Raw genomic sequence first — 13,532 nt, 5'->3', positions numbered from 1 at the left:
CCTGCCACATCCTTCATAAATAAATAGATTAGCCGAATCAGTATCGCGACTACCCACGTGCCGGTACAGTTAGCTTAGTGTTAGCATTAATAGCCGTCCACGTCCACACACCTCCCGATCCGCTACCTTTCATTTCCTCTAGTACGTTCTTTTGCTTTGCATAGCAGAACGACAGATTTCATAACACCGAATGCCTTTAGACTTCACGTTTACCACATGATTATTATGAAACTCTATGCAGGTTCTACCAAAGTTAACCAGAAGTTTAGTAACGGTATTGATGGAAATATCCGCAATACGTGAATTTACCCATAGCGAAGTGTCCTCAACTTGAAGGTAAATGATTATATTTGTAAAACTACAAATATTGCACTAAAAGCATTGCTTATTAGCTTTAAATAGCTATTTTTGATTTGTAAAACTACAAATCTTATGGCAGACGATTTGGACGGTATTGATCTTAGCAATCTTTTGCAATCCTATAATGATGACGATAAAAGAGGATTGAAAGAGAGGTGGGAAATGCAGTTAGGAAAATTACAAATTAATCAGACTCGAGCCCTTGAAATTATGCAAATGGAGAGTCGAGCGTTACACGGACTCCTCAAAGGAACAGGTAGCAGAGTAGATATAATATCATTAAAGAAGTTGTCACGATTTTTAGAAATTCCAGTAGGTGAGGCTGTTAATCTTTACCTAGAATCATTAAAAAAACCACATGAGGAGCAAATCCACACTCTCGAGAGAAGAAAATTTATAGCAGAAAATTTTAACCTTAAAGAGTTGAAAAATGAAGGTGTCATTGATGATGCAACTGATCTAGATCACGTGGAGAGGGAGTTAGTTAGGATATTTAATTACGATTCTATTTTTGACTATAGAAAGGATGTAGTGAATCCAGCTTACAGTTCAGCAAAGCTTGCTAGTGATGTTCAGGTGCTTAACTACTGGATAGAGTATGCCCGAAAAGTTTTTCGAAAAATACAGAACCCTATCCCGTATGATAGGCAAGCTTTGATCGAATATTTTCCAACAATTCGATGGCATTCAATGAGTGTCGAGAAAGGAATCTGGGAAGTTATTAAAGTCTTATACAGAATGGGTATCACCGTTATATATCTTCCAAAATTTAAAAAACTACACATCAGAGGTGCTACATTTTCAGTCAACAAAAAACCGTCCATTGTTTTGTCCGATTATAAGGGTAATTACGCTACAATATGGTTTGCTCTTTTACATGAATTACATCATGTCCTTTTCGATTGGGATGATATTTTGATTAACTCATACCACATTTCTGATAAAACTGATTTTTATACAGAAGTGGAGGTTGAAGATGTCGCTAATCAATTCGCAAAAGATTACTTGTTCTCCGACGAGAAGGTTCAAGAGGTTTTACCTCACTATAATAACCGAATATTTATTGAGGAATATGCTAGGCTTAATCATGTTCATCCAAGCATAGTATATACAATGATAGCTCTAGAAAGAGATAGTTGGGGATGGTTACAAGAATTCTTGCCAGATATTAATAGGTATTTGTGGGCGGTTAAGGAGATAAATCATAAAATGTCAGCATCAGAGGTTGCAAAATTTTATAACGATAAAATATACAATCTAAACTATGAAAAAGATTAAAAATTCAAGTAAGAAAACCGTAGAGCAGTTAAGAAAAGAACAGGAAGATAATGCCTTACGGAAGCAATTGGCAATTAGCCCTGACTTACTAATTCAACGTAAAGGTTCTGATAAAGCCCTTGAACAAAGGGCTGAGAAGATTAAACTAATCAGTGGAGAAACTATAGACCTTAAAGAGCTAGCTGAATACATTGATGACAAGATCAACACTTATAAATCTAGATTTACACAAGGTTGGTATAAAGAGGTATTTCGTCTAAATGGTTGGGAGATACCCAAAAACGGAAAAATATCTAAAAAACCACAGGTCGTGGCTAAATATACCATTGACATCATATATGGTCGTTTTCCAAAAGAAGTATTACCAGTACTAGAGCATCAAAATAAGTATGACAAAATAGGCATCAGATTATTTAAGCATTTCCAATTTCTGACTCCTGAAAAAGTAACAAAGTTGGAAGATTATATTAAAGAATCAGAAGTGATAATGAAGCGTTGTAAAACTTGGAGTCAGTTTGAAAAGGAACATGCAAAAGTATATGGATTGCCATTTCAACTAAGCATCTTTGACTAGCTCTTCCCCCCAATGTTTCAAAGCAACCTCTTTAGCGATTTCCTTTCGCCTTTCGGGTGAAAGCTTCTTAGCTCTTGCCTTACCTCCTAGCCTACCTAATTCAACAGCAGAGGGGTTTTTACTTTCATCTATATCTGGAGTATCTTCAGCTTCACCCGTAGCAATATCGATAGTGAGCTTCGCTTGTTAGTTGACATCTTTTGGTCTTTTTTTTCCCACTCATACAAACAATCATTGGTAATAGAGCGTGGGGCTAACCTATTATGAAAGGGCTGCCACCAGCTTCTTCGCTATCCCTAGTAACTGCTTTTGCTCTTTGGTTAGATCACTAGGGCAGGTTTTCTTAGCCAATGAAAACACTTTATCACTCAATTCTTTCAACTCCCCCTGTTTGGTCTGGATGGATAGCTTTTCACTGGATAGTTGAAGATGCTTATCATCTACGGTAGCCGTGATCTTCTGACTATTGCTAGTGAAAGAGCAACCTGGAGTGGGCACGAACCGAAGCTCCTTCACTTCCGTGTACAGACCGATACAGGATTCTTCTGGTGTATCGGAAAGCCAAACTACTCCTACAAACGAGCCAACTTCAGGAAGTAAGAATAGCCCTTGCCCGGCTGGTTCACTAGCAGGTCGGAGCCGTACTTGGCGCGGTGAGGAACCTGCTTCATTAACAGGTGCTACCGAACAATGTACTTGGTCAGGGGCGACCGTCAGGACTTTGGCCCAGAAAAACGAGGATGATTCTTTTAGCAAATGGTGATACGGTTGGGAAGGTGATACTATACTCATATTGTTGACGGTTTATTGTCCTCCATTTCGGTTAAAGTCATTCAGCATTTTATAGAAGTACTCCTCAAATTTCTCACTCACTTCTTCGACTCCCCCGGTGGCATCTTGTACGTGCATTTCAATCGTTTCGGCCATCTTGGGTTGTTGGATATAGATGTTCGTAACTTTCTTGCCTCCCCCTGTAATGGCTTCCAACCCTCGCCGCTCTTCTTCCGCTTCTTTCTCCGCATTCTGGCTATTAACCGCATCGGCATAGTACCCACTGAGTTGCCCCAGGGTAGATTCTACCCGCCCCCGATTGATACCTTCCAGGCTTTTGAATTTTTGCCCCGTGCGCTCCGCTACGCGAAACTTAGCGAGCATTCCCTCCAGTTGCTCGTACCCACTAATGATCGAGCTTTGCAAGCCCTTGCGCTGGTTAGCCCCCAGTGAACCCTGGTTACTAGCCAGTGACAATAATTCCTCGTAGCGTTGGAACGGATTGTTTTTTACCTTTTGCTGTTTTTTCGGTACGGAAGTGAAAGTAGATGTATCAAATTCATTACCTAGTCCGGCTAACAGCTCGTTGAGCTTATCACGGTATTTATCGGTAGAAGGAAGGTTGCCGAGTAGCATATCCAGGCTCAGGGGTTCTTTTTGTGTGCCTTCGTGGTACCCCTTTCTGTACTTAGAAGCAACTTGGTTGCCAAATACGCTAGAAGCGTGTTTCGCTTGGGCAATACCCTTCATCATACGTTTGGCATCAAAGGACAGAGCTCCCGCTATCATTTCTTTCAATCCCCCAAAAGTTTCTGTCGCCAGTGTACCAATATTAGCAAACACTTCTTTGAAGGCTTCCCATAGCCCCCACACTCCCCCTCGGAATGTTTCAAATTTATTGTATGCCCAGACAGCCGCCCCGGCTACTGCCATAATTCCAATGGTGACCATGCCAATTGGGTTCGCTGCGGCTACCAGGTTCAGCAAGGTCATTTGCCCCCGCAATAAAGCCGTTGCAGTAGTCGCCAATTTAAGGGCACTAGCAACCCCTATAAAGGTAACTTTATAGGCGGCAAAAATACCGATTGCCCCGGCCAGATAGGAGCTGTATCGTTTGATGGTATCCCAGTTCTCTTTAACATACAGCAGCATCGTTCCCAGTGCTTTGGCGACTTTCACAATGGTAGGGGCTAACATACCCCCAAAGAATACTTGTAACCGAGTCCACTCATTTCTAGCCCGATTAAGATTCGCCTGAAGTGAGTTGGTAGCATCGTCTAGCCCTCCGACAAACTCACGGCGTAGTTGTTGGGCAAAACGGGGTAGAAAATCTTCTGCTAGCAGCTTGCCATCACTCATAAATTTGTCTAACTCCCCACTGGTCATTCCCATTGCCCGCGCGGCAATATTGAAGGCCCCTGGAATCCGCTCACCCAATTGTCCTCGCAACTCCTCTGCCTCCACTTTCCCTTTGCCCATCATATCAGAGAGTGCTTTGAACGTTCCCTTTGTCTGGTCAGCCGTCAGGTTCATGGAGGCACTGGCAATACCAACGGATTCAAAAATTTCACGGGTCGCCTCCCCCGCCAGTTTACTGCCGCGCATCGCTCCCGCAAAAAGCCGAAAACCATCTTTGGTGGCCATCAAATCCAAACCAAGCGCATCTACGGTGTTATCCAGAAACTCTAAATTCTTACGCGCTTCCTGGGTGCTTCCTGAAGCAAAGGCGATGGCATTATTGAGGCTTTCCATTCGGGCAGTAGCGTTTACGACTCCTGCAAACAATTGCGCCCCGGCAGTCACCGATAGAAATCCGATAACAGTATTCCGAAGCCCGTTTACTTGCTTATTGAATACCCGGGTTTTCTTGGCTGCTTCAGAGAGTCGGTTCACGTACTCCCGCATACCTTTCGCCCCTTTTCGTCCCGCATCATATAAGGCGTTTCCGGCTCGGCCCGCCATACGCTTCAACTTGCCAAAAGTAGTATTGGACTTCCCTACTAGTTTGTTGAGCTTCTGTAGCGTAGGGCTAACGTTATCGCGAAGCTTGAGCGTATATTCATAGACTTTTGGCATGGGTACTAGCGTAAATAAGTATCGTAAGGGTAATCGTTACTTTTCTTCTTTTTCAGCATGTTGGCTATCTTTAGAAAAAGCGATCATTTCCTCCGTACACCACTCTATCCGTTTGCAGGAATTCAGGATTTTTTGCCGCTGCTGGCGCAACTCCTTGAGTTTCTTTTTATCCGCTTTACTGGTTTGCTTTTGCCTTTCTAATACAGCAATATTCTTACACACCTCCAGGTAAGCAGTCCCGGCCTGAGAGACACGATGGCGAAAGAAATCTATCAAATCAAAGTTAGGGCCGATCTTTTCAGCGAACTCACGCAGCATGAGTTCTAGATCGGAAGGGTCTTGTGACATTTTCAGTGAAGGCATGAGTGCTAGGGTTGAAGGGATTACTTTTTGATAATAAAGCGATGGTTAGGCCGAATCGTCTCAGCAGGATTATGATAGCCCAAGCTACTTGATTGAGGTAGTAGAGCTTCTTTAATAAAGGTGGCGCGCGCCTCGTTACCCATCACCCCCATATCCGCTAATTTGTTCATGGCCTCCGAAATTATTTTCAACTGGGCGTGAACCTTTTCTTGCCGCTCGCTAGTGATGTAAAAGGTAAAGAATTCAGCTAACCGATCTTTAGCAGATTGTTTTACCTGTACCCGGCTATTTTGAAGTTCGTAACTGTCAATAGACCGTAGCACTTGGTGCAAGTTATTGCTTTCCTGGAATACCTGTTTTGCTTTTTGAATACACAATACGCATTCTTCACAGCCTTCGGGTAGGTCTAGCAGGTCGATCATTTTTTCCTTCTTCAGGGGTAAGGCGGCAATACCGGCCCCTTGCTTTTCCAAGAAAGCATCAACTATGAAGGTTTTCGGGTTCTTGAGTAGCTGGAGTAAATCTTCCGATGTAAGCGACTCTTTGAGTTGAAGGCGGTTAATCTCATCCACTGATTCCTGGAGAGTTTCTAATAGGGACTTCGCTCCACGAAGCGCGTGTTCGTAGGCTGGTTTATCGAAATAAAGCTGTTTTTTCATGATGATAGTATTTATAAGAACTATTTATGATTGAACTTGAATGGTGCCGCCATCGCGTACAAAACGATTGAGGTAACTATTGATCCTATCGGGATCGCCCGTTAGTTGCACTTGATAATGGCTGCAAGGAATACGGTTTGAAGGCGGCCTTTCACCCCAGTCGTCTTCTTGGTGAGAAGCGTAAAGCGACTGGTAAGCGCGCTTCATTTGCACGTTGATCTGAGCTACTGCTTTAGTAAGCATATTGTTGCTTACTGGTTCTACAGAGTAGTGCCCACTAAACTCGGTAGATTGCAACAGGCCTGATTGTGCTAAGTGGGTCAGCAACGCTTGTAACAGTTGAACAGGCCCACTAAGCCTAAATCTTCGGGAAATGTCCGTTCGCTTAAAGTATTTAATCGATGAGGGCATGGGTACACTTTTGCATTAAATAACGGAGTTTTTTGTGGTCAGGTAGCTCCTCCTCGGATAAGGGGAAGAACCGGATTTTATGATGCCGGGCAGCCTGAAGAAGCCGCCTGAGTATCTCTTCCTCCTGCGGGCTGCGGGCAGTCTTCAATATCAGAAAGTAGGAGGTATAGCCAATCTTTTCTAATTTCTTCAGGGCATCGGTCTGCGAAACAGCCCGCATCCAAATGGAATCTACGGCTAGGTTTTCCATGCTAAACCCCGCAGCGAAGGCTAGCACCCACTTTTCCGGGCCGATCATCTCCATCCAACCTGTGTGTTTTGCTGGTTTGAAGTATGTTTTTTCTGCCATAACACGCTCTTTAAAGGCTAACTAGCGGTTGCGTTAATAGCTGGTGTGGTCAACGGCTACACCATCATATTCGCTAGTATACCGCCGCACACTGGCTTTTTCTAAAACATCATACGCTCTGCCGTAGACTGCTTCCATATCCCCGTGTAGGGATACTTTTACCTCCACATTTTCTTCTGTGAGCGCATTAGCCAGCAAATCTGCGGGCACAGAGAGTTTCTTCACGGTGACCCCATCCTGTTTCCAAGTATCAAAAGCTGCTATAATCGAGTCAGCATCCCCCGTTAGGGTCACTACTGTAGAGATTTTTTTTGAGTTTCTTGCCATTGTATAATTGAGTTTGGTGATATATAAAGCGGAAAGAAGCTAACTACCTCTATTCCGCGACAATTCAGAAAAAAAGGAATAGGGCAAGACCCCATTCTTTTTTAGATAATATGACCGAAAATATCATATCGTATTAACGTAAAGCATCATTGATGCGCGCTGCCGGACTTTTCTTCATCGCTGGCTTGCTCTTGAGTATCTTGACAGCAGTAGCGTAGTCATTGGTAGCTAGCTGTATCCATGCCGTTTGGTTTCTGGCGGTAATTACCCCGCGCTCTTTACCTAAGGCGATGAAAGCTGCTACTGTGTCAGTATTCGCTGTGATCGGTGCAACCGACCGGGTTTGTGGCGCAAACACTGGGTCATAACAGGCTGCCAAATCTGCCCAGTGGGCTGCCTGAGCAGCTTTCTGCGGGGCGGATAGCTGTTTAGTAGAAGCGATCACTCCATTAACCAGCTTTGCCTTTAGGGCCTCTTGGGCATTAAACCACGTATCTACCCCTTCTTTCAACCAGTGGGCTAGTATCCACGCTTTCTCTTTCCCGGTCACCTCGGCGTACATCATCGCCAAATCTTCATTGAGGGCGTTCAGGAGTCGGCCTCGTCGGATCAGTTCGTTTCCCGTACCACTGGCAGCCCCCCGGCCTTGATGGAGCATGATGCGGCCGATGGTAGCGATCTTGCGTGTATCCGCCCCCATAATGACGGCGGACATCATACTGGCGGCAAGTCCCTCAATGACTACGGTGACGGTCAGCGAGGTGGTTTGTAGTACGTGGTACATCGCAATCCCTTCAAAGATAGAACCGCCTGGGGAATGAACCCGTAGCACAGCAGCATCAAAATTCTTTTCCAGTTCTTGGATATGCTGACCGAACCACTTGGCGTTCACCGCACTCCACTGGGCGATATTTCCGTACATCAGTACTTCCGCAGCCTCTCCTTTGGCCGCTTGAAAATCCCACAAACCTTTCACGCTCATTTTTCTAAAATTTAAGGGTATCGCCCTCGTTGTCAAACATTGATTACCGCCCAACCGCTACCCACTTTCGTAGGAGCGTTTAAAAGGTGTTTAAAATCCCACAGAATCGACGATCGCATTTTTTAGGCAGTGTTCCTTTCATTTGACCAAGCCCTCCGTAGGGAGCTTTAAAATTGCCTGTTTTGTTTTGACCTGAATTGATAAGCCAACGCAGTGCAAACGGTCTGGTAGCTAATCCCAAATTCGCTCATCAGTTTTTGCTTAACTTGATGACTGGTTAGCGACAACCCCTCGATGGTTTGGGAAGCAAGTTCCCGCTCGCGCTGCTGTATCTTTCGGTAGCGCACTTCCATGTTTTTACGCCGGGACTGTCGGTACTTCTCTTCTGAACTCCCTGGGTCGGTTGGGGTAGCTAGGTTCATCCGTATTTTTTTTGGTCTTAAAGCAAAGAGAAAGAAGTAGTGAGAGAATAGCAAGGAAAAAATCACCGGATTACGTAGATAGTGTATTTTCTGGTAAAGGCGAGCGGGATTTAGGACAATTCGGCAATTAGAGAAGAGAGGGCGTAACGAATGAGAAAGGAATGGCTTATCGCTGGGCCTGTTTTTTAGCAATGATTTTACGAACAGTAACTGGGCGTACAAAAAATTCATTAGCCAGTTTTTGAATAACGTCGCGTTTGTTACGGCGTACTTGGTGTTCGCTGTCCCAGATAAGTTTCTCATATTGCTCCCAAATATATTGGTGCTTCTTGCGCACAAGGGCGGTAGCTTCCGACCGATTTGGTATTGTGGGGTGCTCGGCTGGTATCCCATCACCCCGCCAATTGTATTTACTTATCCAATTACGAACCGTTTTTTCGTCACAACCTATCCGTGAAGCAATAACCGCGATTGGTTTACCTTGCTCAAAAAGCTGCTTGGCGTGTTGTTTTGTTTCTTTGGAATAGGCCATGTTTTCATTGGGGTTAGTAGGGAATAAAAAAGGGTTTAAGCATCCTTTATGAACACGTAAACCCTACTTTAAAAATAGCTTAGGCAACCTTGGCAGCCACCGAAATATTAAGCTCCTGTAGCATAGAGGCCACTTTTTTGTTATGCTGACTAGCCTCATTGTGCTTGCTAATTTGCTCAAACTGATTCAGTAGCTTCGGAAGCTCTTCATAAGTGTACTCATGAAGTCTCTTTTTCCGATAACCCCGCTTTAATAGGAAGTTATCGATTACCGTTCGGTTAAAGGCGTGATCCTGGGGGCTACGGGCCGGACTGATCCAGCCCAACGCATAGCAATACACAAAGACTTTACGGCGCATGATTTCAGCCGAGCGAACAGTCTTAGAAGCAAATTGGTCAAGGTGGTCAATCAGTAACCGACATTCCTGCTGGCTTAGTTGGGAGGTTCGCTCAGTTCGCCCCCTAGAAAATTCTAAGGCGAGGGAGGGCTTTTCGTCCATCAATCCCAAATCCTGGAGTAACAGGTGAAGTTTACGGTTTTGTTCTGAAGTTCTTCTTCTTTCTGACATGATTGCGGTGATTAAGTAAAAAAAATTAATAGTGATATGTTGAATCAATGACCTTACTTTAAGGGTGCATCACATGTACTAGCTGGCTGCGCCATATCTGCTGTAGGATTGTATACCCCCTTTTTCTGTAGCAGTTGTTTTAAGGTTGCTAACTCCTCTTCTAGCTTGGTAATATTCGGAGGGGTATCAAAATGAGTTGTTCGTTCCAGCACCCCCGTTTTCTCTATCGCACTCATTTGCCATATGTCTAGGCTGAATACGTGCATCAGGTTAATCAGTTGGTAAGCATAGTGCGGGTTGATAAATACATCACTGTCGTGATACTTGCAGACCTCTACAACCGCCTGGATAGCCTCTTGATAGGTAGCTACCTCCTGTACTCCGTTTATAAGTGGAATGACTACTTCGTACTGGTTTTCTTCTTGATTAAATCGAATCATCATAAATTAGTTTTGGTGAATAAATGGATTGAATTTTAAAGGTAAATGCGCTTTTTTCTTGGCTTTCAGTCGGGTTCGCTCGGCTTCCAGTTCAGCAATTTGTTTTCGTTGTAGTTGAATAATTTCTGACATAGTTTCTGAGGAGCAGCTATGTTGGTAAATGCCGGATTCAAGCATACGGACTTTTTCTTTCTCCTTCTTGATCGCTTTCTCTAATCGACGATTGGTCTTTTCTCGCTGCTGAATCGCTCGCTTATGCTGTAGCATCTTTTCATGGCAAAGCTTCGCCAAACGGAGTGCATCCTGAATATCGGGATTGGGTACTTCCTTCAACCGCTCGGTGAGTTCGGCTAAGGCTTGCGCTTTTTGGGCGTAGGTTTCTAGCTTTCGTGGTTTCATGAGTAGTTCGTTAAAGGGTGGCGATCTCTTTTTCTTTGAGTGGAGCGTTTAATAGCTGATGAAACAATATGCCATTGTACAGACTTCCGAAGTCGCGGTACTTATTCATTTCGCCAATGACAGATTCATCATGAATACCGTAGGCCATACACATATTCCGCTTTTCCTTCTTAGTGGGCACCTTGAGGTATTGCCACAGATTAATTCTACGAAAGAACTCCGATGCCCCCTGCTTTTGCTGCCGGACTAGCTTCTTGAGATACTCTTCAAAGTAAGGCATCCCAGAGAGCACCATTCCGGCATTGAACATAGTTTTGTTTCGTAGCGTATGTAGATACTGAAACATTGCTTGGCTCATTTGACCTACCTCATCAATGATTAACAGGGTATTTCTCACCGCATTAAGTTCCTCAGCAATCCGGTTCAGCATTTCATGCTTTGACCCGATGAAAGCTACACCCATTGCTTTTAGGAGCTCCTCAAAAAAGTTCTTGGGAGTCATAGTTGGACAGTACTCAATATAGTAGACCTGCTTACGTCGGGAGAATTCTTTTAGGGCTAGGGTTTTACCTAGTCCTGTATCCCCAATCAGCCCAATCATAAATTGATGAGATTTTGCCTGTTGACAGGTCTTAAAAATATCATTGAAATTGTTGGTAGTCAGGACATGAAAACTCTCCTTTTGAGAGGTAACTACCTGATTGACCTTTTGCAACATAGCAGGGCTGATGTTATCAAACTTCCCGTTGGCGACGTTGCTAATAATGGCTGTACTACATCCTACTTGTTGAGCAATGTGCCCATAACTTAGCCCAGTTTCTTGCTGATATACAACAAGTTTCTTTTGAATGTCATGTTTTTCAACTAAATTCGTCATTATTATTATTGTTTGGTTTTACAAGCATTAACAGGAGCCGCTATCCCGTCCCAGCGGCTTTTTTTATTCTTCATCCTCTTCATCAGGAATGTAAATAGACAGGTTTCTATCACCTTTGAAGGCGTTTTTGATAGCTCGCCCCTCCTTCTCCTGACGGGCTAGGATGGGTCTAGTCGCCGGACTCAGTTCCAGATCACTTTTCTCATTGATAGGTTTAATGTTGTCAGGATCAATTCCTTGAATTTCCATAAGCTCATTTCTCATGTAAATGTCCTCAGCTTGTCGGGCAACCTCTTTTCCATGAGTCATATAGTGAGAAGCATCAGGGGTAATTCTAGACACAATGCTACTTCCCAAACTTTCAATTTGCTGCTTTAGATGGTTATTATAGGCTTTGTCTTTCGCCGCTATCTTAGCCATGTAGTCCAAATCTTCTTTGGTCTGATTGGCTTTATCCCCGTGTAGATTAGGCATTTCTTTTAAGCTTGTAATCAGTCGTCTGTTAGATGGATCGAGAATAAATATTTCCGAGTAATCTTTCTCGTCGTAGCACACGATTACTTTCTGATTATTCCACTGCTGGCGGATTTCGTGAGAAGCAAAAGCCAATGGGTATTCATGCGTTATCTTTTGTCGTGTAAATACTACTTTTGAATCTCTAATTGTTTCTTCCGCCTTGAGCCAAAACAGGTTAATTAGTGTTTCATCATCTACCGGAACTACATTAGGCTTTTTTGACTCTTTAAATAGCTCATTGGGCGTTTTTCCCTTGCGCTTGGGTAAAGGGGTATTATTGTACCGCTCAATTCCCTCCATTGCCAAAAGGATAAGACCATTTCGGTCACGGACATTGCTTCGTTTGGTGTATAGCTTAAGAAGGCGTTCAGCAGGTCTACTACCCTGTCGTTTGTCTTTTGGCGACCCTCCTTTAAAGCCAAAATAATGTTTCATGCTATTCTGAAAAGTGTCGTGCCATCGCTCCAGAACTGCTTTCCTGCGTGGGTTGCTATCTACTGTCCATGTAACCTCTAGCTTATCCAGTGCATCTTTAAAATCCTTAACCTCAAAGGTTTGGTTTGCTGAATGATTATCTGAGACAATTTCGTGAGGTAAAAAACCATAGAGTTTTACTGCCATTTTAAGTGTACTGAGAAATAGCCAACGGTCACTTACCTCGTTAAAGTTGTAAGCCACAATTTTCCGGCTGTAAACATCCATTACCGTAAATAGGTACATGGTATTCCACTGACTACCATTGGTTCTTTCATCATCATAATAGAATTCTAACTTATATTCATCTACCTGATACTGGTCACCTGCATGAAGCGGTAATGCAAGTTTCAGTGTGGTGCGCGTGCTCTGATCTCTATCAAACACCTCAATAAGCTCATGATTGTTCGGAATATTCCGCACTCGCTTTACACTGGAAAGGCTTATTTCGTTAAGCTCGTAAATGCCACACAAACAATTCACTCGCTCTAGAATCTGAGAGGGTGAATACGCCTTTCCTATGGTAGAATAAAATATTATCCATTCTTCGTGTTCTTTAGTTGTTTTTCGAGAATTAGAGTTTCCTCTACCTTGATGGAGTATTGCGCCTACTACGTCCTGTTCGGCTATAGTTAACTTTCTAGATAAACTTGAATCGTTTTTGAACTTCTTATAATTAGTAATTGAAACCTGTTGGTATGCTTCAAATCTTCCTCGCACCCCCTCTTTTTTCATTACTAGTAGCTCTCGGTACAAAGCTACTTTTCTACATACCTGCTTTATTTCGTGAGAGGTCAAATCCTTACAGCGTATATCATTCATTACCTGATTCCGGTGTTTTTGCCATTTTGACACTGCCTCGTTTAAACGAAACACTTGCTCTCTAAGCTTTTGATTTTGGCCAGCTAATTTGCTCTTAGTTGCTTCAAGCTCAATTTCGGCAACAATGCTTTCCCGGTCAGGAAGTGATTCTTTTGTAGGACCAGGTATGTCTTTATATTGGATGTAGTTCTGGCTCCAACGGTTGGTACCTTTCTCACGATCCCGCCGTTGATCTTGCCTTATTGCACCATCCTCGATACCATGCCGTCGCATGTATTCTCGAGAAATATGAGGTATATCTCCTATCAAAAAGTTTTTCCCGTCCCGCATGT

The 13,532-nt window shown here is 43.5% G+C and carries 17 protein-coding genes; 2 read left to right on the top strand and 15 right to left on the bottom strand.

Annotated elements, in window-relative coordinates; translation table 11 throughout:
- The first annotated feature begins 432 nt into the window (after positions 1-432).
- Together P0M28_RS10220 and P0M28_RS10215 are read left to right on the top strand one after the other, a co-directional pair.
- Complete coding sequence (locus P0M28_RS10220) at positions 433-1,638, top strand: ImmA/IrrE family metallo-endopeptidase (protein ID WP_302205924.1); 1,206 nt, start codon at positions 433-435, stop codon at positions 1,636-1,638.
- Positions 1,625-2,212 carry a P63C domain-containing protein gene (locus P0M28_RS10215; protein ID WP_302205922.1) on the top strand — a complete coding sequence of 196 codons (588 nt, stop codon included), beginning with the start codon at positions 1,625-1,627 and terminating at the stop codon, positions 2,210-2,212. The genes P0M28_RS10220 and P0M28_RS10215 overlap by 14 nt, the downstream gene beginning before the upstream one ends.
- Before the next feature lie 261 nt (positions 2,213-2,473).
- Here the strand turns inward: P0M28_RS10215 and P0M28_RS10210 are convergent, their stop codons facing one another.
- The 15 genes from P0M28_RS10210 to P0M28_RS10140 all read right to left on the bottom strand — a co-directional run bounded on the left by P0M28_RS10210 (position 2,474) and on the right by P0M28_RS10140 (position 13,530).
- Complete coding sequence (locus P0M28_RS10210) at positions 2,474-3,004, bottom strand: hypothetical protein (RefSeq protein WP_302205920.1); 531 nt, start codon at positions 3,002-3,004, stop codon at positions 2,474-2,476.
- Positions 3,005-3,016: 12 nt separating this feature from the next.
- Complete coding sequence (locus tag P0M28_RS10205) at positions 3,017-5,059, bottom strand: tape measure protein (RefSeq protein WP_302205918.1); 2,043 nt, start codon at positions 5,057-5,059, stop codon at positions 3,017-3,019.
- 36 nt (positions 5,060-5,095) lie between these two features.
- On the bottom strand, positions 5,096-5,422 hold the full coding sequence (locus P0M28_RS10200; protein WP_302205916.1) for a hypothetical protein: 327 nt from the start codon (positions 5,420-5,422) through the stop codon (positions 5,096-5,098).
- 20 nt (positions 5,423-5,442) lie between these two features.
- The gene (locus tag P0M28_RS10195) at positions 5,443-6,081 is read right to left on the bottom strand and encodes a hypothetical protein (RefSeq protein ID WP_302205915.1); all 639 of its coding nucleotides are present in this window, start codon (positions 6,079-6,081) and stop codon (positions 5,443-5,445) included.
- A 24-nt stretch (positions 6,082-6,105) separates the two neighbouring features.
- Positions 6,106-6,492, bottom strand: coding sequence for a hypothetical protein (locus P0M28_RS10190; RefSeq protein WP_302205914.1), 387 nt, complete (start codon positions 6,490-6,492; stop codon positions 6,106-6,108).
- The gene (locus tag P0M28_RS10185) at positions 6,476-6,841 is read right to left on the bottom strand and encodes a hypothetical protein (protein ID WP_302205912.1); all 366 of its coding nucleotides are present in this window, start codon (positions 6,839-6,841) and stop codon (positions 6,476-6,478) included. Before P0M28_RS10185 ends, P0M28_RS10190 begins: the two co-directional genes overlap by 17 nt.
- Positions 6,842-6,874: 33 nt before the next feature.
- Complete coding sequence (locus P0M28_RS10180; RefSeq protein WP_302205911.1) at positions 6,875-7,168, bottom strand: hypothetical protein; 294 nt, start codon at positions 7,166-7,168, stop codon at positions 6,875-6,877.
- A 133-nt stretch (positions 7,169-7,301) separates the two neighbouring features.
- A complete protein-coding gene (locus tag P0M28_RS10175; RefSeq protein WP_302205909.1) occupies positions 7,302-8,150 on the bottom strand; it encodes a Clp protease ClpP in 849 nt (282 codons plus the stop codon).
- Positions 8,151-8,317: 167 nt separating this feature from the next.
- Entirely contained in the window at positions 8,318-8,572 is a 255-nt protein-coding gene (locus tag P0M28_RS10170; RefSeq protein WP_302205907.1) for a hypothetical protein, read from the bottom strand.
- Positions 8,573-8,738: 166 nt separating this feature from the next.
- Positions 8,739-9,104, bottom strand: a complete 366-nt coding sequence (locus tag P0M28_RS10165) for a terminase gpP N-terminus-related DNA-binding protein (RefSeq protein WP_302205905.1) — start codon at positions 9,102-9,104, stop codon at positions 8,739-8,741.
- Between the two features lie 79 nt (positions 9,105-9,183).
- Positions 9,184-9,672, bottom strand: a complete 489-nt coding sequence (locus P0M28_RS10160) for a hypothetical protein (protein ID WP_302205903.1) — start codon at positions 9,670-9,672, stop codon at positions 9,184-9,186.
- Positions 9,673-9,725: 53 nt separating this feature from the next.
- Positions 9,726-10,115: a hypothetical protein gene (locus P0M28_RS10155; RefSeq protein WP_302205901.1), complete on the bottom strand. Its 390-nt coding sequence runs from the start codon at positions 10,113-10,115 to the stop codon at positions 9,726-9,728.
- A 3-nt stretch (positions 10,116-10,118) separates the two neighbouring features.
- Positions 10,119-10,511 carry a hypothetical protein gene (locus P0M28_RS10150; RefSeq protein WP_302205899.1) on the bottom strand — a complete coding sequence of 131 codons (393 nt, stop codon included), beginning with the start codon at positions 10,509-10,511 and terminating at the stop codon, positions 10,119-10,121.
- 10 nt (positions 10,512-10,521) lie between these two features.
- On the bottom strand, positions 10,522-11,388 hold the full coding sequence (locus P0M28_RS10145) for an AAA family ATPase (RefSeq protein ID WP_302205898.1): 867 nt from the start codon (positions 11,386-11,388) through the stop codon (positions 10,522-10,524).
- Between the two features lie 63 nt (positions 11,389-11,451).
- A complete protein-coding gene (locus P0M28_RS10140; protein WP_302205896.1) occupies positions 11,452-13,530 on the bottom strand; it encodes a DDE-type integrase/transposase/recombinase in 2,079 nt (692 codons plus the stop codon).
- Between the last annotated feature and the right edge of the window lie 2 nt (positions 13,531-13,532).

This window comes from Tunicatimonas pelagia, from assembly GCF_030506325.1.
GTDB classification, from domain to species: Bacteria; Bacteroidota; Bacteroidia; order Cytophagales; family Cyclobacteriaceae; genus Tunicatimonas; species Tunicatimonas pelagia.
This window is presented reverse-complemented; position numbering and strand designations above follow the sequence as displayed.

What these genes read in the sequence shown, in the direction of transcription:
- P0M28_RS10190 (WP_302205914.1), bottom strand. Translation starts at nt 6,492, where the DNA reads ATGCCCTCATCGATTAAATACTTTAAGCGAACGGACATTTCCCGAAGA.
- P0M28_RS10170 (WP_302205907.1), bottom strand. Translation starts at nt 8,572, where the DNA reads ATGAACCTAGCTACCCCAACCGACCCAGGGAGTTCAGAAGAGAAGTAC.
- P0M28_RS10165 (WP_302205905.1), bottom strand. Translation starts at nt 9,104, where the DNA reads ATGGCCTATTCCAAAGAAACAAAACAACACGCCAAGCAGCTTTTTGAG.
- P0M28_RS10200 (WP_302205916.1), bottom strand. Translation starts at nt 5,422, where the DNA reads ATGCCTTCACTGAAAATGTCACAAGACCCTTCCGATCTAGAACTCATG.
- P0M28_RS10150 (WP_302205899.1), bottom strand. Translation starts at nt 10,511, where the DNA reads ATGAAACCACGAAAGCTAGAAACCTACGCCCAAAAAGCGCAAGCCTTA.
- P0M28_RS10215 (WP_302205922.1), top strand. Translation starts at nt 1,625, where the DNA reads ATGAAAAAGATTAAAAATTCAAGTAAGAAAACCGTAGAGCAGTTAAGA.
- P0M28_RS10155 (WP_302205901.1), bottom strand. Translation starts at nt 10,115, where the DNA reads ATGATGATTCGATTTAATCAAGAAGAAAACCAGTACGAAGTAGTCATT.
- P0M28_RS10175 (WP_302205909.1), bottom strand. Translation starts at nt 8,150, where the DNA reads ATGAGCGTGAAAGGTTTGTGGGATTTTCAAGCGGCCAAAGGAGAGGCT.
- P0M28_RS10185 (WP_302205912.1), bottom strand. Translation starts at nt 6,841, where the DNA reads ATGGCAGAAAAAACATACTTCAAACCAGCAAAACACACAGGTTGGATG.
- P0M28_RS10140 (WP_302205896.1), bottom strand. Translation starts at nt 13,530, where the DNA reads ATGCGGGACGGGAAAAACTTTTTGATAGGAGATATACCTCATATTTCT.
- P0M28_RS10195 (WP_302205915.1), bottom strand. Translation starts at nt 6,081, where the DNA reads ATGAAAAAACAGCTTTATTTCGATAAACCAGCCTACGAACACGCGCTT.
- P0M28_RS10220 (WP_302205924.1), top strand. Translation starts at nt 433, where the DNA reads ATGGCAGACGATTTGGACGGTATTGATCTTAGCAATCTTTTGCAATCC.
- P0M28_RS10160 (WP_302205903.1), bottom strand. Translation starts at nt 9,672, where the DNA reads ATGTCAGAAAGAAGAAGAACTTCAGAACAAAACCGTAAACTTCACCTG.
- P0M28_RS10205 (WP_302205918.1), bottom strand. Translation starts at nt 5,059, where the DNA reads ATGCCAAAAGTCTATGAATATACGCTCAAGCTTCGCGATAACGTTAGC.
- P0M28_RS10145 (WP_302205898.1), bottom strand. Translation starts at nt 11,388, where the DNA reads ATGACGAATTTAGTTGAAAAACATGACATTCAAAAGAAACTTGTTGTA.
- P0M28_RS10210 (WP_302205920.1), bottom strand. Translation starts at nt 3,004, where the DNA reads ATGAGTATAGTATCACCTTCCCAACCGTATCACCATTTGCTAAAAGAA.
- P0M28_RS10180 (WP_302205911.1), bottom strand. Translation starts at nt 7,168, where the DNA reads ATGGCAAGAAACTCAAAAAAAATCTCTACAGTAGTGACCCTAACGGGG.